Below are 23,273 nucleotides of genomic sequence, written 5' to 3'. Positions count from 1 at the left end.
GCACCCATACGACCCAGGGGAGTTGGACCCGTGAAGTTGCTTCGAGTCGGCACGGCAGGTGCGGAACGCCCGGCGCTCCTCGCCGAGGACGGAACCCTGCGCGACCTCTCGGGCGTCGTGCCCGACGTGGACGGCGCGCTGCTGGCCGACGAGGCCGCGCTGGCCCGCGTACGGGAGGCGGCCGCCGCGCCGGAGAGCCTGCCGGAGCTGGACGCGGATGGGCTCCGGGTCGGTCCGCCGCTGGCGCGCATCGGCAAGATCGTCTGCATCGGGCTGAATTACCACGACCACGCCAAGGAGACCGGCGCGGACGTCCCGGCCGAGCCGATCCTGTTCTTCAAGGCGCCAGACACCGTCGTCGGCCCCGAGGACACCGTTCTGGTGCCCCGCCGCAGCGTCAAGACGGACTGGGAGGTCGAGCTGGCCGTCGTCATCGGCCGCACCGCCCGCTACCTCGACTCGGCCGAGGAGGCGCTGGAGCACGTCGCCGGGTACGCGATCGCGCACGACGTGTCCGAGCGCGAGTTCCAGATCGAGCGCGGCGGCACCTGGGACAAGGGCAAGAACTGCGAGACGTTCAACCCGCTCGGCCCCTGGCTGGTCACCGCCGACGAGGTGCCGGACCCGCAGAACCTGCCGATGAAGCTCTGGGTCAACGGCGAGCTGAAGCAGGACGGCACCACCGCTCAGCAGATCTTCCCGGTCGGCGAAGTGGTCCGCTACCTCAGCCAGTTCATGACCCTCTACCCCGGCGACGTGATCAACACGGGCACGCCGGCCGGTGTCGCGATGGGCGAGCCCGAGCCGAAGCCTTACCTGCGCGCGGGCGACGTCGTCGAGCTGGAGATCCAAGGGCTCGGCCGGCAGCGCCAGGAGTTCAAGGACGCCTAGACCGCGGGGTGAGACCGCGGGGTGAGACCGCGGCGTGCGACCGCGGTCCGGCCGGAGCGTCCGGGGTGTCCCGGACGACCGTCCCGTGACGACGCCCGGTCGTGACGGCCGGGTCGGCACGTCCGCGCCGGGAGGCCGGATCGGGGCGCCCCGGCGCACGGGCGTGACCGCGTGCCTGCCGTCCGTCGAGGACGGAGCACGTGAAGAGATCGGAGGGGTGGATAATCGGTCATGACCGACTGCCCACCCCTCCGCCCTTCCGTCCGGTCCGGACGGGCCGGCGTTCATTCCTCCGGCGTGCTGAGGAAACGCTCCAGCGCCTCGACCACCAACGCATGGTCCTCGGCCTGCGGGAGCCCGGACACGGTGACCGCTCCGATCACCCCGGCCCCCTCGACGGTGATTGGGAACGAACCGCCGTGCGCGGCGTACGTGTCCGGGTCGAGCCGCGAGGACTGCTCAAAGGTGGTGCCCTTCGCGCGGAACCGGGTGCCCACCAGGTAGGAGCTCTCGCCGTACCGCTCCACCACGCGGCGCTTGCGCTCGATCCACGCGTCGTTGTCCGCGCTGGATCCCGGCAGGGCGACGTGGAAGAGCTGCTGGGCGCCGCGCCGGATGTCGACGGCGACGGGCGCGTTGCGCTCGCGGGCCAGCCGGACGAGCAGCGTGCCGAGGGCGTACGCCTCCTCGTAACCGAAGCGCGGCAGGGTGAGCCGGCGTTCCTGGGCGAGCAGTTCGGAGACGGTCGCGGGTGCGGGGCGTTCGGTCATGCCTGCGGCTCCTGGTCCGAGGGGGCGGTGGGGGCGGTGGGGGCGGTGGGGAGGGTGACGGTGATCCCCTCGCGGGCCGAACGGCGGGCCGCCTCCAGGACCTCCAGGGTGGCGGCGGCCTGCAGGGCGGTCACCGGGTTCTCGCCCTTGCCGGTGAGGGCGGCGGCGATCGCGGCGTAGTACGCGGGGTAGTCGCCCGGCAGGGTCGGGACCGGGCTGCCGCCGCCGGTCAGAGGCGACTCGCCGGAGCCGATCCGGCCCCACAGCTCCTGCGGCTCCTCGCCCCAGGACGAGCCCGGCACCGGGCGGAGGCCCTCGCGCAGTGCGGTCTCCTGCGGGTCCAGGCCGTACTTCACGTATCCGGCGCGGGATCCCAGTACCCGCAGACGGGGGCCGAGCTGGGCGGTGGTGGCGGACGCGTACAGGTGCGAGCGGACGCCGCTCGCGTGGGTCACGGCGATGAAGGTGTCGTCGTCGGTGGCCGAGCCGGGGCGACGGGCGTCGGACTCGGCGTACACCCGGACCGCGGGGCCGAACAGGACCAGCGCCTGGTCGACGATGTGGCTGCCCAGGTCGTACAGCAGGCCGCCGATCTCGGCCGGGTCGCCCGACTCGCGCCAGCCGCCCTTGAGCTGCGGGCGCCAGCGCTCGAACCGCGACTCGTAACGCTGCACCTCGCCCAGTTCGCCGGACTCGATGAGGCGGTTCAGGGTGCGGAAGTCGTTGTCCCAGCGGCGGTTCTGGAAGACCGACAGCAGCAGCCCGCGCTCCTCGGCGAGCCGTGCCAGCTCCCGCGCCTCGGCCGCGGTGCCGGCGATCGGCTTGTCCACGACGACCGGCAGTCCGGCCTCCAGCGCGGCGCGCGCCACCGGCACGTGCGTCTTGTTCGGCGTGGCGATCACGACGAGATCCAGCTCGTCCGCACGGGCCCACACCTCCTCGGGCGTCGCGGCGAACCGCACGTCCGGGAACTCGGCGCGGGCCTCGGCCCGGCGTTCCTCGTTCGACGTGACGACCGTGTCGAGCACGAGGCCCTCGGTGGCGCCGATCAGGGGGGCGTGGAAGACGGAGCCCGCCAGGCCGTAGCCGACGAGAGCGACGCGGAGCGGAGCGTTGGCAGTCATGCATCCCACTTAAGCAACGCTGTTGCCAAAGTGCAAGCGGCCGCCACAATGGGGGTGTGAACAGCAGCGACACCCATGGGGACGACAGCCCGGCCGCCCGGACGGAGCCCGTCGGCCGGACGGGCGGGACGGGACCCCGCGCGGCGGAGCCGGGCCCGGACGGCGCGCCCGGTCCGGAGCGTCCGGGCGACGGCGCTCGGGGGGACGGGACCTCGGGCGACGGCACCTCGGGCGACGGCACCTCAGGCGACGGCTCTCGCGGCGCCGGTCCTCCGGGCGCCGGTCCTCCGGCGCTGCGTCCCAACGCGGCCCGGGTCCTGGACCTGCTGCGGGCGGCGGCCGGCGAGGGCATCAGCCGGCTCGAACTGGCCGAGCGGACCGGGCTCACCCCGCAGGCGGTCAGCAAGATCACCGCCCGGCTCCGGTCCGAGGGCCTCGCCACCGAGGCGGGCCGCCGCGCCTCCACCGGCGGCAAGCCCCGTACGGTGCTCCGGCTGGTGCCGGCCGCCGGCCACGCCGTCGGACTCCACCTGGACCGCGACGAACTGACCGGGGTGCTGGTCGACCTCGCCGGTACGCCGGTCGCCGACCGGACCTTCCCGCTGGACTTCGGAGCCCCCGCCGCCGAGGTGCTCGCGGGTGCGCAGGGCGCGGTCGCGGCCCTGCGCGGCCTCTTGGGCGACGGCGCGGGACCGGTGCTCGGGGTGGGGGTGGCGGTGCCGGGACCGCTCGACCACTGGAGCGGCGTGCTGCACCGGGTCACCGGATTCCCGCGCTGGGACGGCTATCCGCTGCGGGACGCACTCGCCGCCCGCACCGGCCTGCCGGTCGTCCTCGACAAGGACACCAACGCCGCCGCCCTCGGTCTCGCCCTGCGCCACCCGGACCACGGCGACTTCGCCTACCTCCACCTCGGTACGGGACTGGGCGCCGGCCTCGTCCTCGGCGGCGCGGTGCACCGGGGACCCCGGACCGGGGCGGGCGAGTTCGGCCACCAGACCCTCCAGCTCGACGGCCCCCCGTGCACCTGCGGCGGCCGGGGCTGCGTGGAGGCGCTGTGCCTCGCCGCGGTCGCCCGCGGCGACGTGCCGGAGGCGGCCCGGGTGCTCGGCGCGGGGGCCGCCAATCTGGTCGGGCTGCTGGACATCGACCGGGTGGTGCTCGGCGGCCGCACCGTCGCGGCGCACCGGGACGCGTACGTGCGCGGGGTGCACGCGGTGATCGAGGAGCGGGCCCGCCGGTCGGGGGCCGGGGCCCCGGTCCCGGCCGTCGTCGCGGCCGGCGGCGACCGCCCGGTCGCCGAGGGAGCCGCCCAACTGGTGCTCGCCCCGCTGTTCGGACGGACGGGAGCGGGGGATTGACGGGGCGGGGGATTGAGGGGGGCGGGGGATGAGAAAGGCGGGGCTGCCACCGCGTCGAGAACCCGGGGTGCGTTGCCGTTGCCGTTGCTGCGGGTTCCGTCGGCGTCACCGGCCTCCACCGGCCACCCCTGCACCGGCCTCCACCGGTCCGTGCCCGGAGCCCCCGGCCCTTGCCCCCGCCCCGGACCGCGGGCGCGGCGTCCGGTCGGGTGGTGCGGGCGGGGCCGTCCGGGTGTCCGGTGGCGCGTCGTCACCGTTCGCGCGCGCGTGCGTGGCAGCGTCGCCGGTCGACAGCCGGTGGCCGCCCGCCCCGGAGGTGTCCGAGCCGCGAAGGGTGCCCCCATGCCCCCCCAACCTCCCGCTCGTCCCGAACCCCCCGCCCGACCTCAGCCCTCCGTTCGTCCCGAATCTCCGGCCCGCGCCCAGCCCGCCGCCCGAACCGGGCTGCCCGCCCGGCTGCGTGACGGCCGTGCCCTGAGAACCCTCGGGATCGCCGCCGGCGTGGCCGTGCCCACCGCCCTGCTGGGCGCCGCCGCCGCTCCGGCCGCGCCCGTACGGATCACCACCGCGGTCGCCGCCGACCAGCAGCCCACCTGCGGCGATCCGGCAGCCGTGGACTTCCCGATCGACACCCGTATCCACGGCGGGCCGGACACCTACGCCTCCGGCGGCGGCTACGGCGTCTGGTACCTCGACCTGGTCAACACCACCACCGAGTCGTGCCGTGCCCTCCACCCGGTGCTCGTCCTCACCGACGAGGACCGCGCGCTGACGGCGGAGCAGATCCAGGTGGCCTTCTCCGAGCGGGACGCGCCCAGCGCCGAGCACCGCGTGGTCTGGGAGACCACCGACCAGGACGAGCAGGTCGGGGTGTTCGGCGGGGCCACGCCGGAGGACGGGTTCGCCGGGTTCACCGTGCCCGCCGGACGCACCGTCACCGTACGCGTCAGGATGGCCTTCACCTCCGACACGCGGCCCGGCAAGGTCGTCGCCAACGCGGCCGTCGTCCAGCGGCACCAGGGCCGGAGCGAACGGCCGAAGCTCGGTGCCGCGTCCGCGGGACCCGGGCACGCGGACGGGAAGACCGCGCCGCCGGCGGCCGACCGGGGCGACGGCGAGTGGGTGGGGGAGTCCGGCGCCTACCCCTTCACGATCGTCGAGGGCTCCCTCGGCGGCGGCCGGGACGAGAGCCTGCCGCCGTGGGACGCCGAAGGCACCACCAGCGGTACGGGCACCGACGGCACCGACGGCACCGACGGCACCGCGGAGCCCGGTGCCGGTGAGACCGGCGGGGACGCGGGTATCCGGACCGACGGCGACGCCCGCACCGGCGGGGACCGCGAGACCGACGGGGACGTGGGTACCAGGACCGGCGGCGCCGGCGACGGCGGCCGGCTGCCCGGGACCGGCGAGGCGTCCCACCCGCCGTCCGGTGCCGCGGAGAGCCCGCGCCCCCTTCCGCGTACGTCGTCGGGCGCGGGGACCGGAGTCGGTCCCCGGTCCGACGCCACCCCCGGGGAACCGGATGAAGTCCCTGGCCGGAACCCGGCGCAGGAAGCCGAACGGGACGGGAACGAGGACGCGGACGGGAACGAGGACGGAGAAGCGGACGGGGGCCGGGACGAAACGCTCCGGGACGCCGAGGGCGATGCGCTGCCCGAACTGGCGCACACCGGCCCCGGCACCACCCTGCGGGCCGGGCTCGCGGCCGGAGTGTTCCTGCTGATCGGAGTGGGAGCGGTGCTGGCGGGCCGACGGATGCGGCGCGTCCGCATCTGACGCACCCGACCCGCCCAAGGGTTCCCACGCAGGGCCCCGCACCCGGCCCCCGCACGGGAGCCGGGCCCCGCGCCGTCCGGGTCAGCCCCGCGGCGTCGGGCGCACCACGCGGTGGCGGAGGTGGACCACTCCCGAGGGGAAGGTGCGGGTCTCCATGAGTTCGAGGTCCACCCGGCGCTCGTTCCGGGAGAAGAACGGAAGGCCCCCGCCGACCAGCACCGGAAACACCCTGATCCAGTACTCGTCGATGAGGTCCGCGTCGGCCGCCTGAGCCGCCAGGGTCGCGCCGCCGATCGCGATGTCGCCCTCACCCGGTTCGGCGCGCAGCCGCTCGATCTCCTCCGCCAGGCCGCCGTCCGCCAGGCGGGCACTGCCCCGGACCGTCGACAGGCTGGTGGAGAACACCACCTTCGGGAGCGGATTCCAGAGCGCGGCCCATACGCGCATCGCGTCGTCGAGGGCGGGGTCCTGGTCGGCGGTCTCCCAGTACAGCATCGTCTCGTAGAGCCGGCGCCCCATCAGATGGACGCCGATCTGCTGGATCTCTTCGATGGAGAAGCGGAAGAGTTCCTCGTCCGGTTCCGTCCAGTCGAAGCTGCCGTCCGGCCCGACGACGTAGCCGTCCAGGGAGACGCCCATCGAGTAGGTCACCTTGCGCATCGGAAGCACTCCTCGGGATCGGATGTCCGCACCCTACGGCCGGTGGCCGGGGCGCGACCCGTCACGGCTCGCGGGAATCCGCCGGAGGCTGCCGACTGCGGGAGAGATCCGTCCGCGTGGGCGCGCGGGGTGCCGCCGTTGGGAGCCCGCTCGGGCGACCGCGTCGCAGGCGTCCGGGGCGGCTCCGGGGGCGCGCCGCCCCCGCGGTGACGCACCGTGTCCATCGTGTTCATCTCCCCGTGCCACCATCGACGGGTGGACTACCCGAACGATCAAGCGCCCGGCGCTCCGGTGCGCTCCGGCATCCCGGAGCACGGCCGCATTCCGAAGTACTACGCGGTCAAGGCACACGTCTCGCTCCTCATCGACGAGTTGAGCGAGGGGGACACCCTTCCCACCGAACGGGACCTGGCGCTGCGCCACGAAGTCTCCCGTGAGACGGTCCGGCAGGCGCTGCGCGAACTCCTCCTGGAGGGGCGGCTGCGCAGGCAGGGGCGGGGCACGGTGGTGGCCGGCCCCAAGCTGGAACAGCCGCTGTCCCTGGCCAGTTACACCGAGGGTGTCCGCAGGCAGGGGCGCAGGCCGGGCCGTCATCTCATCGGCCTGGACCGCTTCCCCTGCCCGGAGGCGCTCGCCGCCGAGATCGAGGTCGAACGCGGCGAGCCCGTCTGGCACATGGAACGGGTGCTGCTCGCCGACGACGAGCGGGTGGGCCTGGAGAGCACGTACGTCGCGGTCGCGCGGGTGCCGCACCTCGACACCGGTTTCGATCCGGACTCCTCCTTCTACGCCTATCTGCACGAGGAGTTGTCCCTTTCCTTCGGCGACGCGGACGAGCGGATCGAGACCGTGCTCGCGACCCCGCGCGAGGCGCTGCTCATCGGCACCCCGCCCGCGCTGCCGATGCTCTTGCTGCACCGGCTGTCGCGCGAGACCGGCGGCCGCCCGCTGGAGCGGGTCCGCACGCTGTTCCGCGGCGACCGGTTCTCCTTCCGTACGCACCTGGGCCACCAGCGGGAGGACTGACCGCCGCCGGAGTCGCCGGGTCTGGACCGGTCGCGGCGGGCCCGCCGGGCCGGCCGGGGGCCGAGGACGCTCCCGGCCGCCCGTCGGCATGCCTCCGACCAGGCGCGGACTCCCCTTTCCGCGCGTTTTCGCCGAGCCGCCGGCCGTTGCGCCCGGCGGGGGACGGCCGTCATCATGTTCGACGCACAGCGATAACGAGGATGTAACGGGTCTAGGCCAAGCTTGGGGTCTCGTTCACCCTCCCGTTGCTCTGCGGACCTGATCGAGTCACCCGTCCCGAGGAGTGTTGCCGCCGTGAGAGTCATCGTCGTAGGAGCCGGCGTGGTGGGAACCATGCACGCCTGGCACGCAGTGAACCGCGGCCACGAGGTCGTACAGATCGAGCGCGAGAGTGAGGCGCGCGGGGCGTCGCTCCGCAACTTCGGACAGATATGGGTCAGTGGCCGGGCCGGCGGTGAGGAGCTGGAGACCGCGCTGCGCGCCCGTGAACTGTGGGAGGGCATCGGCGCCGAGGTCCCCGACCTCGGCTTCCGCCCCTGCGGCTCGCTCACCCCGCTGCGCACCGGGCTGGAGATCGCCGTCGCCGAGGCGGCCGTCGCCCGCGACGACGCCGCGGCCCGCGGTTACCAGCTGCTCACCGCGGACGAGGCGCGCGCCGTCAACCCGGCACTGCGCGGCGAGTTCGCCTCCGCCCTCTGGTGCGAGCGGGACGCGGCGGTCGAGCCCCGCACCGCGCAGCTCGCGCTGAAGCGGGCGCTGCTGGCCTCCGGCCGGTACGCCTTCCTCGGCGGCCGTGAGGTCCGCGAGGTGGTCGGCACCGCTTCGGTGCGCGACGACCACGGCGACGTCCACACCGGCGACGCCGTGATCCTGGCGACCGGCGCCTGGCTCGGCGGACTCGTCCGCGAACTGGCCGGCCCCGATCTGCCGGTGCGCCGCGTCCGCCTCCAGATGATGCAGACCGACCCGCTCGGCGAGACGCTCACCACCTCCGTCGCCGACGCCGACAGCTTCCGCTACTACCCGGCGTACGGCGGCGGGGCGCTCGACGCGCTCAACGCCGGCCAGGCGCAGGCGCCGACCGCCGCCGCGCACAGGATGCAGTTGCTGATGGTGCAGCGGCGCGACGGCGGACTGACCATCGGTGACACCCACGAGTACGAGCACCCCTTCTCGTTCGACACCGTCGAGGAGCCCTACGAGCACCTCGTCGGCGTCGTGGAGTCCTTCCTCGGCCGCCCGCTGCCGCGCGTCCGCCGCCGCTGGGCCGGGGTCTACGCCCAGTGCACCGACACCACCCGCGTCGTCCACCGCCAGCAGGTGCGCGACGGGGTCTGGCTCGTGACCGGGCCCGGGGGGCGCGGAATGACGTGCTCCCCCGCCATCGCCGAAAAGACCGCCGACGAACTGGGCTGGTGAACAGATGACCACGAACGACACTTCCGCGCGGCTCGTCGTGCTCGACATGGCGGGCACCACCGTCGCCGACGGCGGCCTCGTCGAGCAGGCGTTCTCCGCCGCCGCGGCCCGCCTCGGCGTCGAGGCCGGCTCCGCCGACCACGCCGAGAAGCTCGACTACGTCCGCGCCACCATGGGCGAGTCCAAGATCTCCGTCTTCCGCCACCTCTTCGGCGACGAGGAGAAGGCGCAGCGCGCCAACGTCGCCTTCGAGCAGGCGTACGGCGAACTGGTCGACGGCGGACGGATCTCCGCGATCCCCGGCGCCCGCGGGGCGATCGAGGAACTCCGCGGCGCCGGACACACCGTCGTGCTGTCCACCGGCTTCGCCCGGATCACCCAGGACGCCATCCTGGACGCGCTCGGCTGGCGGGACCTCGTCCCGCTGACGCTCTGCCCGGCGGACGCCGGCGGCCGGGGCCGCCCGTACCCGGACATGGTGCTCGCGGCCTTCCTGCGCACCGGCGCGGTGGACGACGTACGCCGGATCGCCGTCGCCGGTGACACCTCGTACGACATGCTCAGCGGGGTGCGCTCGGGCGCCGGGATCGTCGCGGGCGTGCTGACCGGCGCGCACGACAAGGACCAGCTCTCCCGGCACGGCGCGACCCACGTCCTCGGCTCCGTCGCCGAACTGCCCGGACTGATCGCGCGGGCCGGGGCATGACGGCCCCGGCGACCGCCTCCGGTATCCGGTTCGACCAGGTCACCGTCGCCTACGGCGGCAACGTGGTCCTCGACCGGCTCGACCTCACCGTCGAGCCCGGCGAGGTGATGGCGCTGCTCGGCCCCTCCGGGTCGGGCAAGACCACCGCGCTGCGGGCGGTCGCCGGGTTCGTGCGTCCCGCCTCCGGGCGGGTCCACCTCGGTGACCGCGACGTCACCGCCCTGCCGCCGCACCGGCGCGGCATCGGCATGGTCGTCCAGAGTTACGCCCTCTTCCCGCACATGCGGGTCGCGGACAACGTCGCCTTCGGCCTGAAGGCCCGCAAGGTCCCCAAGGCCCAGATTCCCGAAAGGGTCGCCGAGGCACTGGAGATGGTCGGCATGGCCGCCTACGCCACGCGCTTCCCGCGCGAGCTCTCCGGCGGCCAGCAGCAGCGCGTCGCCATCGCCCGCGCCCTCGCGATCCGGCCCTCGGTGCTGCTGCTCGACGAACCGCTGTCCGCCCTCGACGCCCAGCTCCGCTCCGGCATGCTCGCCGAACTGGCCCGCCTGCACCGGGAGCTGCCGGACGTCTCCATCCTCTACGTCACCCACGACCAGGTGGAAGCGCTGACCCTGGCGGACCGGATCGCGGTCATGGACAAGGCCCGCCTCCAGGACTGCGGCACCCCGCAGGACCTCTACCGGCGTCCGCGCACCGAGTTCACCGCCTCGTTCGTCGGCAACGCCAACCTCCTTCCGGTGCGCGTCGGCCCGGAGGCCGGCACCGTCGAATTCGCGGGCCGCACCCTCGCCGTGACCCCCGGCGAAGCCGCGCCGGGCGCGGGCGCCACGCTCTGCGTACGGCCCCACCTGGTCGGTCTCGGGGACGGCCCCAACGCCCTGACCGGCACCATCGCCGAAGTCCAGTGGCGCGGCTCCACCCACCGGCTGTACGCCGACGTCGACGGCCACCGCGTGAAGGCCGACGTCCGCGAACTGCGCGAGACGCCCGCCCTCGGCACCGCCGTCACCCTGCACTTCGCCGCCGAGGACGCGGTGCTGCTGCCGGCCGGCGCCGACGGGTCGGCCGGTGCGCCGGCCCCCGCGCCGGGCCCGGCCGAGGAGCCCGCCGGAGCGAGCGCCGGACCGTCCGGAGGACCCGATGTCTAGCGCCTCCGCCGCGCCCGGCCTGCGGGACGCCACCGTTCCCCGGCAGCGTGACCGCTCGGGCGCACCGCCCGCCGGCGGTCCCGCGCCGGACGCGCCCGCCACCCGCGCACCGCGCCGGATCCCGGCCCTCCTGTGGGCGCTGCCGCCGGTCGTCGCCCTCGCGCTCGTCTTCCTCTACCCGCTCTTCCTCGTCGTCCGGCAATCCCTCAGCCCCGACGAGGGCGGTACCTCGCTCACGCCGTACGCCGACGTCTTCGGCTCCGAGGCGTTCCGCTCCGCGCTCACCACCACGGTCTGGCTCGCGGCCGGCTCCACCGTCGGCTGCCTGGTCCTCGGCTTCGTGCTGGCGCTGATCATCGCCTTCGTGCCGTTCCCCGGCGGGAAGTTCGTCGCCCGGTTCATCGACGTCTTCCTCTCCTTCCCGTCCTTCCTCATCACCCTCGCGCTGCTCTTCGTCTACGGGAACGCCGGCATGGCGAACGGTGTGTGGACGGGTCTGACGGGCACGGCGGAGGGTCCCTTCCACTTCCTCACCACGCCCTGGGGCGTGCTGCTGGCGGAGATCACCTACTTCACCCCGTTCGTGATGCGTCCGCTGCTGGCCGCGTTCTCCCAGCTCGACACCGCGCAGATCGAGGTCGCCTCCTCGCTCGGCGCGGGCCCGGCCCGGATCGTGCGCCAGGTGATCCTCCCCGAGTCGCTGCCCGCGCTCGCGGCGGGCGGCAGCCTCGTCCTCGTGATGTGCCTCAACGAGTTCGGCATCGTCCTGTTCACCGGGGCGAAGGGCGTCACCACGCTGCCGATGCTCGTCTACAGCGAGGCGATCCTGGAATCCGACTACCCGGCGGCCTGCGTCGTCGCCGTCGTCAACATCGTGATCTCCGTCGGCCTCTACGGCCTGTACCGGGTGGTGAGCCGTCGTGTTGGTGCATAGCCGGGGCGCCCGGTGGGCGGTCCGCCTCGTGTTCTTCCTGCTCTTCCTGCCGCTGTTCGCGGTGCCGCTGCTGGTCATCCTGGCCGCGTCGTTCGCCACCAACTGGTCCGGCGCCCTCCCGTCCGGGTTCACCACCGAGCACTACTCCGCCGCGACCGGCGGCGACTCGCTCCAGGCGCTGACCACCAGCCTCGTCACCGCTTTCGCCGCCAGCCTTCTCGCGCTGCTCGTCGGCGGCTGGGCGGCGATCGCCGGCGCCGCGCTCGGCAAGCGCTCCAAGCGGTTCCTGGACGCGCTGTTCATGCTGCCGGTGGCCGTTCCCTCCGTGGTCGTGGGGCTGGCGGTGCTGGTGGCCTTCAGCCGGCCACCGGTGCTGCTGAACGGCACGCGCTGGATCGTCATCCTGGCGCACACGATTCTTGTCACGGCGTTCGCCCACCAGTCGGTCTCGGCCGCCATCGTGCGACTGGACCCGGTGTACGAGCAGGCGGCGGCCAGCCTCGGCGCCCGCCCCTCGTACGTCCTGTGGCGGATCAGGCTGCCGCTCCTGCTGCCGTCCCTCACGGCGGCCGCGGGGCTCTGCTTCGCCCTGTCCATGGGCGAGTTGAGCGCCACCATGATGCTCTACCCGCCCGACTGGACACCGCTGCCGGTGCAGATATTCGCCGCCACCGACCGTGGCTCGCTGTTCACCGGCGCGGCCGTCGCGACGGTCCTGATGGCCACGACGCTGCTCGTCCTGCTCGGCGTCTCGCGCATCCGGACCAGGGCCTCCTACCGCTGATCCGCGGCCCGCCGCCGATCAGCGCACCACCCCCGTGCACACCCCCGTGCACACCCCGTGCTTTCACCCGTCCCAGGAGTCACACCCATGCGCACCCACCTCAAGCCGATGGCGGCCGTGACCGGTTGCCTGGCCCTCGCGGCCACCCTCTCCGCCTGCGGCGGTTCCTCGGCCGCCTCCGACGAGAAGGTCGTCACCGTCTACAGCGCCGACGGTCTCAAGGGCGAGAACAACGACGGCTGGTACGACAAGGTCTTCGCCGACTTCGAGAAGAAGACCGGCATCAAGGTCGAGTACGTCGAGGGCGGCTCGGGCGAGATGGTCCAGCGCACCCTGCGCGAGAAGACCAACACCCAGGCCGACGTCCTCGTCACCCTGCCGCCCTTCATCCAGCAGGCCGACGCCAAGGGGCTGCTGCAGAAGTACACCCCGGCCGGCTCCGACCGGGTCGACGGCGCCGACAAGGCGGCGGACGGTGCCTGGACCTCCGTCGTCAACAACTACTTCGGCTTCGTCTACAACAAGAGCGAGCTGAAGACCGCCCCGAAGACCTGGGACGAACTGCTCGACCCGTCCTACAAGGAGAAGGTCCAGTACTCCACCCCGGGTGTGGCGGGCGACGGCACCGCCGTCCTCATCAAGGCCATGCACGACTTCGGCGGCAAGGAGCCGGCGATGGAGTACCTGAAGAAGCTCCAGACCAACAACGTCGGCCCGTCCGCCTCCACCGGCAAGCTCGCGCCCAAGGTGGACAAGGGCGAACTGCTCGTCGCCAACGGTGACGTGCAGATGAACTTCGCCCAGTCCAAGGACATGCCGAACCTCGGCATCTGGTTCCCGGCCGGGAGCGACGGCAGGGCGACGACCTTCGCCCTGCCGTACGCGGCCGGTCTGGTCGACAAGGCCCCGCACACGGAGAACGGCAGGAAGCTCCTCGACTTCATGCTCTCCGAGCAGGCCCAGCAGCAGGTCAGCGCCGTCGGCGGCGGGTTCTCCGCCCGCTCGGACATCGAGGCGACCGACGCCAACGCCGTCGAGCTGGCCAAGCTGATCGAGGGCGTGGAAGTCTTCGAGCCGGACTGGTCGGACATCGGCACCCACCTCGACGACTACGTCGACGCCTGGAAGACGGCGACCGGAAGCTGATCGTTGCCGGACGATTCACCGAAGGACTATCGACCTCAGCGTTTTATCGCGGAAAGATAACAGGTCTGGACCGTGTGTCCGGCCCTCCGCGCCCCGCGGAGGACCGGACACACCCATGTGACCCGGAGGCTCTCGCATGACCGCAGGACCGTCCCGCCGCACCGTGCTCCTGACCGCCGCGCTCGCCACCGCGGCGGCCCCGCTCGCCGCCGTCCCCGCCCGCGCCGCCGCCCGCACCCCCAAGGTCCTGGTCATCGGCCTGGACGGAGCGCTGCTCGGCCGCATCCAGGCGGCCGCCACGCCGAACCTCGACGCCCTGATGGCCGGCGGAGTCACCGCCCCCAGCCGCATCTACGCGGAACCGCTGGCCCCCACCATGTCCGGCCCCGGCTGGTCCACGATCATCACCGGCGTCTGGCCGGACAAGCACCTGGTCAAGGACAACGCCTTCACCGGCAACGCCTTCGCGAAGTACCCCGACTTCCTCACCCGGATCGAGACCGCGAAGCCCGCCCTCTCGACCTACGCCGTCGCCTCCTGGTCACCGGTCACCACCACGATCTTCTCCGCGGCCGTCGACAGCCGGGTCTCCACCCCGTCCGCCGAGTACGACACCGGGACCACGAGCCGGGCCGTGGCCGAACTCCGCGACGGCAACCGCGACGCGGTCTTCGTCCACCTCGACAACATCGACCACGCGGGCCACGGCTACGGCGCCGCGAGCAGCCAGTACACCGCCGCGATCCAGACCGCGGACGCCCAGGTCGGCCAGATCGTCGCCGCCGTCGCCGCCCGTCCCACGTACGCCTCCGAGGACTGGCTGATCATGGTCACCACCGACCACGGCCACACCGACGCGGGCGGTCACGGCGGCAACAGCGACCCCGAGCGGCAGACCTTCCTCATCGCCAAGGGCAGCGCGATCACAGCCGGCACCACCCGCCACGACATCAAGATGCCCGACGTCGCCGCCTCCGCCCTCGCCCACCTCGGCATCGCCGCCGACCCCTCCTGGGGACTGGACGGCCGCCCGTTGCAGACCCCGGTGGCCGACGCCTTCGACACCCTGCGCCCGCAGCTCACCACCCGCGTCGACGAGACCGGCATCGGCGCCGCCGTCATCGGCTTCACCCACACCCCGCCGGCCGGCTGGTCCGTCGAGAACACCGCGATGGGCACCGGCGGCATGACCGAGTGGCGCGGCTGGTCCTTCACCACCGACGAGTTCTGGACCGCCGCCGAGCGCGGCCAGCAGCGCGAGTCCAACGTCCGCGCCCGCAACGTCTTCGCCGTCGCGGACGGCGACGAGTGGGTCGACAAGAGCTCCTCCGGCACCTTCGACTCCACCCTCGTCGGCCCCGCCTGGCCGGTCACCGGCGGCTCCACCGCCGTGCTGCGCTACACCACCCTCTACCGCCAGGAGTCGCCGCAGAAGGGCGAGGTCCTCGTCTCCTGGAACGGGGCGACCCCCGTCTCCGTGAAGACGTACACCGCCGACACCTCCTCCCGCGTCGAGGCGATCACCCTCCGGGTCCCGGCCGGCGCCACCAGCGCCCGCGTCCGCTTCCGCTACACCGGCGGCAACAACTGGTTCTGGACCGTCGACGGCGTCTCGCTCACCGCCTCCTGATCACCGGGGGCGCGGGTCAGCCCTAAACTCGGGGACGTCGGCGCTGCACACCGCGGTGCCCGCCGGCGTCCCGCACCCCGCACGCACGGCAGGAGTCCGACAGATGGCAGAGCGCAAGCCGATCGAATCCTGGCTCACCGACATGGACGGCGTCCTCATCCACGAGGGCACGCCGATCCCGGGCGCCGACGCCTTCATCAAGCGGCTCAGGGATTCCGGACTGCCCTTCCTGGTCCTCACCAACAACTCCATCTACACCGCCCGCGACCTGCACGCCCGGCTCAAGCGGATGGGCCTGGACGTCCCGGTCGCCAACATCTGGACCTCGGCCCTGGCCACCGCCCAGTTCCTGGACGACCAGCGTCCGGGCGGCACCGCGTACGTCATCGGCGAGGCCGGCCTCACCACCGCGCTGCACGACATCGGTTACGTCCTGACCGACCACGACCCGGACTACGTGGTCCTCGGCGAGACCCGCACCTACAGCTTCGAGGCGCTCACCAAGGCCATCCGGCTGATCAACGGCGGCGCCCGGTTCATCTGCACCAACCCCGACGAGACCGGCCCCTCCGCCGAGGGCCCGCTGCCCGCCACCGGCTCCGTCGCCGCCCTCATCACCAAGGCCACCGGCAAGGACCCCTACTTCGCGGGCAAGCCCAACCCGCTGATGATGCGGACCGGCCTCAACGCCATCGGCGCGCACTCCGAGACCAGCGCCATGATCGGCGACCGGATGGACACCGACGTGCTGGCGGGGCTGGAGGCCGGGATGCAGACCTTCCTCGTCCTCACCGGGCTGACCGCGCTCGCCGACATCGACCGCTACCCCTTCCGCCCCTCCACGGTCGTCGAGTCGATCGCGGACCTGGTGGAACTCGTCGACCTGGGCCGATAGCCGCGGACGTCGCCCGACCGGCCCAGTGCGGATGCGGCGGGGGGCGGTGAAGGTGAACCTTCGAGCAGGAGGTTTACGATGCGTTCACTGCCCCTCACTCTTTGTGCCGCTACTGCGGCCGCGGCGATATCGCTGTCCGCGCCCGTCGCCCTGGCCGGTCAGGACGACGGCCGGGGCACTCTCTCGGTGACCCCGTCCGCCCTCGCCCCCGGCGACGATGTCGAACTGCGGACCGACGCCTGCCGCAAGGGCAGGCAGGCCACGGGCAACTCCGACGCCTTCGTCTCCGAGGCGCGGTTCGCCCCGGCCGAGGAGAAGGGCCTGGTCGCCGAGGCCCGGATCCGCTCCGACGCCGACGCCGGCGCCTACGACGTCTGGCTGACCTGCCGGGGCGGCGGGCGGGCCACCGGCACCCTCACCGTGGTCCACGACGTCAGGCCCTCGCCGGTCGCCCCGGTGAAGGCGGGCGGTGGCGGCACCGCCGCCCTGGCCGGCCAGGGCGCCCGCTCCGAAGGCCCCGGCACCCCGCACGCGGTGATCGGACTGGTGCTCGCCGCCGCCGCGGCCGTCGCCGTCGCCTTCCGCAGCGCCCGGCGCCGTCGCCCGGCCGTGGGCTGACATGGGCGCCACCGACCGCCCGGCGGGTACCGGGCGGCTCCTCACCGGAGTCACCTGGGCGGTACTGATCGGCGGACTCTGGCTGTGGGGGCGGGAGGCGACCGACGGCCCGGGCGGCGTGTCCGCGCCGACCACCGGCGACGTCGCCGCCGTCGGCCGTCCGCTCGGGGCGCCGCTGCCGCCCGCGCACGCCCCCCTCGACGGCGCCGCCCCGGAGCGGGTGGAGATCCCCTCCGTGGACATCGACGCCCCCGTGGTCCGGCGCGCGCTGGACTCCTCGGGCGCCATCGACCCGCCCCCGTACGAGGTGCCGGACACCGTCGGCTGGTACGGCGGCGGCACCGAGCCCGGCGCGGCGGGGGCCTCGCTCTTCGTCGGACACGTCGACACCGAGACCGGGCCGGCCGTGTTCTACGGCCTCAGCACGGTGCGGCCCGGCGCCGAGGTGGAGGTGGTGCGTGCCGACGGGACCGTCGCCGAGTTCACCGTCGACGACGTCCAGGTCGTCACCCGCGAACGGTTCGACGCGCGCACGGCGTACGGCCCCCGCGAGGACGGCAGGGCCGAGCTGAGGCTGATCACCTGCGGCGGCGCGTACGACGAGGAGTCCCACGCGTACACCGCCAACGTGATCGTCTCGGCCTACCTGACCGGGGAATCGGGGACTGCCGGCCAAATCTGATCCGGACGGCCCCGCGACGTCCGCCCCCCCCGGTGCGCGCCCGCGTACCGGGGCGCGGCGGCGTACGGGGGCCGTCTGCGGACCGGCGAAGGCGCGGAAGGGGGCGCGCGGAGGTGAAAAGGGGAGCGCGGAACGGGCGGCGCGTCACCCCCGGGTCACCGTACGGAGTGAGCCTGGCGCGAAGGGCGGCCGGGCAGGATGAAGTATGACCCGACAACGATCAAGACCCCCTCACGCGTGGTGAGGGGGTCTTGACTGTGCGTGCGCCGCCAGGGACTCGAACCCCGGACCCGCTGATTAAGAGTCAGCTGCTCTAACCAACTGAGCTAGCGGCGCCTGCTGACCTGGAGAACTTTACCGGACGCCGAAGCATGATCCGAACCAATTTCTGCGACGCCATGCCCTGTCGGATGGTCGTTTTTTCCTGTTGATCCGTCAAAATGCGACATGTCGGCAGAGTTGAGACGCTGGCGCCCGTTGCAGACGTGACCAAAGATCTTGACGAGTGCGGAGGGGAATCGCATGACCCTGCCGGTCTTCGAGGAATACGAACCCGCTGTCGACTGCGCGTGTGCGGGCTGTGTCGCGCATCGGCGCACCGCGGCCGGCACACCGCCGCTGCGCCGCGGCGGCCACCCGGCGGCCCACGGCGCCCGGCGCGCCCTCGTGCTGGCGACCGCCGCGGGAGTGGCGCTGACCGGGGGCGCGGCGTGGGCGGCGGCACCGTCCGGCCACGCCCCCCAGACCGCCCGTCCGGGCGGCGACTCCGACACCGGCACCGGTTCGCCGCAGGGGCAGGCCGGACCGCTCAAGGGACCCGGAGCCTCAGGGTCCCCGTCGGCCGGATCCGCCCCGCGCCCCCTCACCCGCGCCGAGATCATGGACCGCGCGCAGAACTGGGTCACCGCGAAGGTCCCGTACAGCATGGAGAAGTACTGGTCCGACGGCTACCGCCAGGACTGCTCCGGTTACGTCTCGATGGCCTGGGGCCTGGCCGGGAACGAATGGACCGGCAGTCTCTCGGCGTACGCGACCCGGATCTCCCGCCAGGACCTGCTGCCCGGCGACATCCTGCTCTTCCACAACCCGGCCGACCCGGCCAGGGGATCGCACGTGACGATCTTCGGCGGGTGGGCGAACAGCGCCCGCACCAGCTATCTCGCCTACGAGCAGACCAAGCCCACCACGCGGAAGCAGAACACCCCGCTCGGCTACTGGACCCACTCCGACAAGTACCTCGCCTACCGGTACAAGGGGGTCAGCGACGGGGCGGCCGGCAGCGGGTCCTCGACCGCCTTCCCCGGAGCGTCGAGATTCGGTCCGGGCGCCGACAACGCCCACGTCACCCGGCTCGGCCAGATGCTCGTCGCCCGCGGCGGAAAACGTTTCTACACCACGGGGCCCGGCCCCCGCTGGAGCGAGGCCGACCGGCGTGCCACCCGGGCGTTCCAGCAGGCCCAGGGGTGGAAGGGCGCCGAGGCCGACGGCCTTCCCGGCCCCGGCACCTGGCGCCTGCTGGTCACCGGAGGTGGCCGTTCCATCGCCGGAGCGGCCACCGGCGGCAGCCCGGCCGCCGCTCCGGCGTTCCCGGGCCGGGGCCGGTTCAAGCCGGGTGCGTCCAACAGCCATGTCGAACGGCTCGGCAGGCAGTTGGTGAAGAAGGGATTCGGTGCCCACTACGCCTCGGGGCCCGGCCCGCGCTGGACCGAGGCGGACCGGCGCAACGTCGAGGCGTTCCAGCGGGCCCAGGGCTGGCGCGGTTCCCTCGCGGACGGCTACCCGGGGCCGGAGACCTGGCGGCGGCTGTTCGCATGACCGGCTCGTCGCACGACGGAACGGAGAGGACGGAGGCGGAATGCGATCCACGGTGACGGACGGCCCGGACGGCCCGGACGGCCCGGCGGGCACGGGCCCGGAGGGCGCGAGGGGCGGAGCGGGAGGCGGTTCCGGGCAGCCGGGGCACGCGAGAGGACAGGGACGGATGGACGCGGACGGAGACCGGGGCGCGACGGAGACCGGCGGGACCGGCGGACCGGATGCGGCGGGCGGGGGAGTACCGGGCGGGGCGGGCGGGGGAGAGGTGCCCGGCGGCGGCCCGCACGCGCCGGAGGCGACGGTCGTGGACATGGTGCTGGACCTGACGCCCGGCGAGGCGGTGGACTCCTCGCTGCGCGCCGCCTCGGCGACCGTCTCGGTGCCCGTCGCCGGCGGCGCGTCGCCGGTGAGGGGCGCCACCGCGGTACCGGCCCCGGCCGGGACGCCGGAACCCGCACCGGACCGGGCCCGAGAACCCGCACCGGGCCAGGCTCCGGAATCCGCACGGGGCCGGGCCACGGAACCCCCACCGGACCGGATCGGCGCGCCCGACCGGGCCCGCGCGCCCGCACCGGACCGTGCCCCGTTGTCCGGGGGCGACCGGGCGCCGCAGTCGTCGGCCTCCGCCGGGTCCGCCGGGTCCGCCGGGTCGGTCGGGTCCGCCGAGGGTTCCGCGGCCGACCTCCGGTGGGCGCACGGGCGACGGCAGGCGGTCATCGGCAGCGAGACCACCGCCTCCATCCCCGTCCATCTCCTCTTCCGCGACGACCCCGGGGGTGCGGCGCACCCCCGAGGGGCCGGACTCTTCGAGGTCGGCGGACCGCGCGAGGGCTCCGGGCCGCTCGCCGTGACCCGGCCCGGCCCCGGGCCGCGCCGCCCTGCGCCGGGCGCGCGGCGGCCCCCGGTCCCGCGCGACCCCCGGGTGCAGGCGCCGACCCGCCCGTCGCCGGCCGCCGACCCCAGGCTCTCCGAGCGGCCCGGTCCGGCGCTGCCCGGCTGGGCGGCCCTGTTCACCGGGCTGCTGGGCACCGCCGCCGGGCTCGCGGTGCTCTGGTGGTGCGGGGCGCTGCCCGCGGCCGCTCTCGCCGGGCTGCACCTCCCGGTCCGCCCGGACGGCGGCATCGGCATCGGCTACCGGGCGCTCCTCGCGCTGCTGGTCCTGGTGGTGATCTTCGCGTTCGGCGGCCTCGGCCGCGGCCGGGTCGGGCACGCCGGTGTGCTCACCCTGTTCGGGGACTACCGGGGGACGGTCCGGCGCACCGGGCTGCTCTGGGTGTCGCCGCTGCTGCTGCGCCGCCGGGTCGACGTGCGGCTGCGGCACTGGCGCAGCGAGCCGCTGCCCGCGGTGGACGCGGACGGCACGGCGCTGCGGGTCGTGGTGCTGGTGGTCTGGCGTGTCCGGGACACCGCGCGGGCGGTGCTCGGGGTCGCGGACCACGAGCGCTATCTGCGGCAGCAGGTGGAGGCGGCGATGGCACGGGTGCTGTCGCAGCTGCCCGCGGACGCGTTCCACGACGACGCCCCGACCCTGCGGGACGCCGAGGCCGTCGGTGACGCCCTGACCCGGATGCTGAAGGCGGACTGCGAACCGGTCGGCGTGGAGGTGTACTCGGCCCAGCCGACCGGGATCGAGTACGCCCCCGAGGTCGCGGCGGCGATGCAGCGGCGCCGGGTGGCGGCGCTCGACGCCCGCCACCGCGACAGCGTGCTGACGTCCGTGGTGGACGCGGTGGACGACACCGTCAGCCGGCTCACCGCCCGGGGGCTGGTGGAGCTCGACGACTACGAACGGAAGGCGCTGGTCAAGGACTTGACGGTGGCGTTCTACACCGGACGGGCCGGTGCGGAGGGCGGCTGAGCCGCGCCGGACGGACGCGGAGGGAAAGCGGAATGGTGCTCACATTGGTCTGGACATGCTCATTCGGCGTCCCTACTCTGAAGTTGGTCTAGACCGCAGAACCCCGTGCCGCCCGTTCACGACGGGCGGCGCCGCACGGCCGTGCGCTTCACACCCCATGGGTGACTCAGGAACATCCCCCACGTCCGAGGAGCGAAGCAATGCGTAAAAGGGCAAGCGCGGCCGTGGTCGGTCTGGCGATAGCGGGCGTCTCGGTGCTCGCCACCGGCGGCGCCAGCAGCCACGGCTACACCGACTCGCCGATCAGCCGCCAGAAGCTCTGTGCCAACGGCACCGTCACCGGCTGCGGCAACATCCAGTGGGAACCGCAGAGTGTCGAGGGGCCCAAGGGCTTCCCGGCCGCGGGACCCGCCGACGGCAAGATCTGCTCCGGCGGCAACAGTACGTTCGCCCAGCTCGACAACGCGCGGGGCGGCGCCTGGCCGGCCACCAAGGTCACCTCCGGCCAGAGCTACGGCTTCCGCTGGCAGTTCACCGCCCGGCACTCCACGAGCGACTTCCGCTACTACATCACCAAGCAGGGGTGGGACCCCACCAAGCCGCTGACCCGTGCGGCGCTGGACGCGCAGCCGTTCCTCACGGTGCCGTACAACAACCAGCAGCCGCCGGCGACCCTGACCCACCAGGGCACGATCCCGTCCGGCAAGAGCGGCCGGCACCTCGTGCTGGCGGTGTGGAACGTGGCGGACACCACCAACGCGTTCTACGCCTGCTCGGACGTCACGTTCTGACCGGCGTGAGTCCCGGATGACCTTCCGCCGCGGGGCGGGCGGCGGAAGGCACGTACACCAACGCGATGGGGCGGTCTCCGTAGTCGGAGACCGCCCCATCGTCGTGTCGTGCGCCGCCAGGGACTCGAACCCCGGACCCGCTGATTAAGAGTCAGCTGCTCTAACCAACTGAGCTAGCGGCGCCTGCTGACTCGAAAATAATACCTGGTCCCGAAGGGTGCTGACGACACTCCACAGGGAGGCCCCCGGCGGGCCCGCCGGGGGGCGGCGCCTACAGGGCCAGCGACAGCAGCAGCGGGGCGACCCGCCGGTTCAGCGTCTCGGCCGCGGCGCGCAGCCGGTGCGCGTCCTCGACGGGCAGCGACAGTGCCAGGCAGGCGGCCGACGAGCCCGCGGTCATCGGCACCGCCGCGCAGACCGTCCCCACGGCGTACTCCTGGAGGTCCAGCACCGGAACGGTCGAGGGGTGGCTGTCCAGCCGGGAGAAGAGGACCTTCTCGTCCGTGATGGTGCGCGAGGTGAGCCGGGCCGTCTTGTGGCGGGAGATGTGGTCCCGGCGGTCGTCGTGGTCGAGCTGGGCCAGCAGGCACTTGCCGACCGCGCTGGCGTGCGCGGCCGAGCGGAAGTCCACCCACTCGTTGACCGCAGGGGTGAGCGGGCCGTCTGCGACCTGGGTGATCGCGACCTCGCCGTCGACGTACCGGCTGAGGTAGACCGCCGCGCCGACCGAGTCCCGGAGCTGGGACAGCATGGTCTGGAGGCGGGACTCCAGCGACCGGCAGCGGGCCGCCCCGGAACCCATCATGAGGAGCGGGGAGCCGAGGACGTACGCGCCGTCGGCGACCTGTTCGACGTATCCCTCGCGGCGCAGCGTGAGCAGGAGCGACCCCAGGTGCGGGGTCGGCAGCCCCGTCCGGCGGGCGATCGTGTCCTCGGTGACGCCGCTGCCGTACGCCGAGACGGTCTCGAGCACGCGCAGCGCGTGCTGCACCGCGAGGAACGGCGCCGTCGGTTCGGGCCTCAGTGCCACGGTGTCCCCCTACCCCAGGTGTGACGGTGCGACCGCAAGCAGGTGACCCACGATAGACCCCGAAATGCCCGCGCAGGCGTGCTGTCGCCAGGTTGATCCGGGAACGCCGGCGCGCCTGCCTGCCGCGCGGTCGTCTGGCATATGCCGAAGTCACGGGCGACGCGTCGGACGGCTGGTCACGGCACCGGGCCGAGCCGCTCGCG

Annotated in this window: 21 protein-coding genes and 2 tRNA genes; 17 read left to right on the top strand and 6 right to left on the bottom strand. The window is 73.7% G+C overall.

Annotated features, from left to right (window positions below; translation table 11 throughout):
* Positions 1-30 precede the first annotated feature (30 nt).
* Positions 31-891, top strand: a complete 861-nt coding sequence (locus Q0994_RS01535; RefSeq protein ID WP_299527810.1) for a fumarylacetoacetate hydrolase family protein — start codon at positions 31-33, stop codon at positions 889-891.
* A gap of 284 nt (positions 892-1,175) precedes the next feature.
* Here the strand turns inward: Q0994_RS01535 and Q0994_RS01530 are convergent, their stop codons facing one another.
* Positions 1,176-1,661 carry a heme-degrading domain-containing protein gene (locus Q0994_RS01530; RefSeq protein WP_299527808.1) on the bottom strand — a complete coding sequence of 162 codons (486 nt, stop codon included), beginning with the start codon at positions 1,659-1,661 and terminating at the stop codon, positions 1,176-1,178.
* Positions 1,658-2,785 (bottom strand): Gfo/Idh/MocA family oxidoreductase, encoded by a 1,128-nt coding sequence (locus Q0994_RS01525; RefSeq protein WP_299527806.1) that lies wholly within the window; start codon positions 2,783-2,785, stop codon positions 1,658-1,660. Before Q0994_RS01525 ends, Q0994_RS01530 begins: the two co-directional genes overlap by 4 nt.
* A gap of 293 nt (positions 2,786-3,078) precedes the next feature.
* On the opposite strand from Q0994_RS01525, the gene Q0994_RS01520 reads away from it, so the two are divergent.
* Positions 3,079-4,146, top strand: coding sequence for an ROK family transcriptional regulator (locus Q0994_RS01520; protein ID WP_299528135.1), 1,068 nt, complete (start codon positions 3,079-3,081; stop codon positions 4,144-4,146).
* Positions 4,147-4,647: 501 nt separating this feature from the next.
* Positions 4,648-5,925: a peptidase gene (locus Q0994_RS01515; protein ID WP_299527804.1), complete on the top strand. Its 1,278-nt coding sequence runs from the start codon at positions 4,648-4,650 to the stop codon at positions 5,923-5,925.
* Between the two features lie 81 nt (positions 5,926-6,006).
* Here Q0994_RS01515 and Q0994_RS01510 read toward each other — a convergent pair whose 3' ends face one another.
* Positions 6,007-6,585, bottom strand: a complete 579-nt coding sequence (locus Q0994_RS01510; protein ID WP_299527802.1) for a dihydrofolate reductase family protein — start codon at positions 6,583-6,585, stop codon at positions 6,007-6,009.
* 255 nt (positions 6,586-6,840) lie between these two features.
* Here Q0994_RS01510 and Q0994_RS01505 point away from each other — a divergent pair, with 255 nt between their 5' ends.
* The 11 genes from Q0994_RS01505 (at position 6,841) to Q0994_RS01455 (ending at position 17,576) form a co-directional block, all read left to right on the top strand.
* Positions 6,841-7,611 (top strand): GntR family transcriptional regulator, encoded by a 771-nt coding sequence (locus Q0994_RS01505; RefSeq protein ID WP_299527800.1) that lies wholly within the window; start codon positions 6,841-6,843, stop codon positions 7,609-7,611.
* A gap of 294 nt (positions 7,612-7,905) precedes the next feature.
* Complete coding sequence (locus Q0994_RS01500) at positions 7,906-9,030, top strand: TIGR03364 family FAD-dependent oxidoreductase (protein ID WP_299527798.1); 1,125 nt, start codon at positions 7,906-7,908, stop codon at positions 9,028-9,030.
* Positions 9,031-9,034: 4 nt separating this feature from the next.
* Positions 9,035-9,736, top strand: coding sequence for a phosphonatase-like hydrolase (locus Q0994_RS01495; RefSeq protein WP_299527796.1), 702 nt, complete (start codon positions 9,035-9,037; stop codon positions 9,734-9,736).
* Positions 9,733-10,887 carry an ABC transporter ATP-binding protein gene (locus Q0994_RS01490; protein ID WP_299527794.1) on the top strand — a complete coding sequence of 385 codons (1,155 nt, stop codon included), beginning with the start codon at positions 9,733-9,735 and terminating at the stop codon, positions 10,885-10,887. The genes Q0994_RS01495 and Q0994_RS01490 overlap by 4 nt, the downstream gene beginning before the upstream one ends.
* Positions 10,880-11,821, top strand: coding sequence for a 2-aminoethylphosphonate ABC transporter permease subunit (locus Q0994_RS01485; protein ID WP_299527792.1), 942 nt, complete (start codon positions 10,880-10,882; stop codon positions 11,819-11,821). The genes Q0994_RS01490 and Q0994_RS01485 overlap by 8 nt, the downstream gene beginning before the upstream one ends.
* Complete coding sequence (locus Q0994_RS01480) at positions 11,808-12,605, top strand: ABC transporter permease (RefSeq protein ID WP_299527790.1); 798 nt, start codon at positions 11,808-11,810, stop codon at positions 12,603-12,605. Before Q0994_RS01485 ends, Q0994_RS01480 begins: the two co-directional genes overlap by 14 nt.
* An 87-nt stretch (positions 12,606-12,692) precedes the next feature.
* Positions 12,693-13,751, top strand: a complete 1,059-nt coding sequence (locus Q0994_RS01475; protein ID WP_299527788.1) for a 2-aminoethylphosphonate ABC transporter substrate-binding protein — start codon at positions 12,693-12,695, stop codon at positions 13,749-13,751.
* Positions 13,752-13,887: 136 nt separating this feature from the next.
* Positions 13,888-15,381: an alkaline phosphatase family protein gene (locus Q0994_RS01470; RefSeq protein WP_299527786.1), complete on the top strand. Its 1,494-nt coding sequence runs from the start codon at positions 13,888-13,890 to the stop codon at positions 15,379-15,381.
* Positions 15,382-15,484: 103 nt separating this feature from the next.
* On the top strand, positions 15,485-16,276 hold the full coding sequence (locus Q0994_RS01465) for an HAD-IIA family hydrolase (protein ID WP_299527784.1): 792 nt from the start codon (positions 15,485-15,487) through the stop codon (positions 16,274-16,276).
* Between the two features lie 78 nt (positions 16,277-16,354).
* Positions 16,355-16,894, top strand: coding sequence for a hypothetical protein (locus Q0994_RS01460; RefSeq protein ID WP_299527781.1), 540 nt, complete (start codon positions 16,355-16,357; stop codon positions 16,892-16,894).
* 1 nt (position 16,895) lies between these two features.
* Positions 16,896-17,576, top strand: coding sequence for a class F sortase (locus Q0994_RS01455; protein WP_299527779.1), 681 nt, complete (start codon positions 16,896-16,898; stop codon positions 17,574-17,576).
* A 262-nt stretch (positions 17,577-17,838) separates the two neighbouring features.
* Here the strand turns inward: Q0994_RS01455 and Q0994_RS01450 are convergent.
* Positions 17,839-17,912 (bottom strand) — tRNA-Lys (locus tag Q0994_RS01450).
* A gap of 186 nt (positions 17,913-18,098) precedes the next feature.
* Here Q0994_RS01450 and Q0994_RS01445 point away from each other — a divergent pair.
* The 3 genes from Q0994_RS01445 (at position 18,099) to Q0994_RS01435 (ending at position 22,040) form a co-directional block, all read left to right on the top strand.
* Positions 18,099-19,391, top strand: coding sequence for a peptidoglycan-binding protein (locus Q0994_RS01445; protein WP_299527777.1), 1,293 nt, complete (start codon positions 18,099-18,101; stop codon positions 19,389-19,391).
* A 166-nt stretch (positions 19,392-19,557) separates the two neighbouring features.
* Positions 19,558-21,249: an SPFH domain-containing protein gene (locus Q0994_RS01440; RefSeq protein ID WP_299527775.1), complete on the top strand. Its 1,692-nt coding sequence runs from the start codon at positions 19,558-19,560 to the stop codon at positions 21,247-21,249.
* A gap of 200 nt (positions 21,250-21,449) precedes the next feature.
* Positions 21,450-22,040: a lytic polysaccharide monooxygenase gene (locus tag Q0994_RS01435; RefSeq protein ID WP_299527773.1), complete on the top strand. Its 591-nt coding sequence runs from the start codon at positions 21,450-21,452 to the stop codon at positions 22,038-22,040.
* 109 nt (positions 22,041-22,149) lie between these two features.
* On the opposite strand, the gene Q0994_RS01430 is transcribed toward Q0994_RS01435, so the two are convergent.
* Positions 22,150-22,223, bottom strand: a tRNA-Lys gene (locus tag Q0994_RS01430).
* A gap of 88 nt (positions 22,224-22,311) precedes the next feature.
* Positions 22,312-23,070, bottom strand: coding sequence for an IclR family transcriptional regulator (locus Q0994_RS01425; protein WP_299527771.1), 759 nt, complete (start codon positions 23,068-23,070; stop codon positions 22,312-22,314).
* Between the last annotated feature and the right edge of the window lie 203 nt (positions 23,071-23,273).

It is taken from the genome of uncultured Streptomyces sp., from assembly GCF_947488945.1.
In the GTDB taxonomy this organism is placed as follows: domain Bacteria; phylum Actinomycetota; class Actinomycetes; order Streptomycetales; family Streptomycetaceae; genus Streptomyces.
Note: the sequence above shows the minus strand (reverse complement) of the source record. Positions and strands in the feature narration are given on the sequence as shown.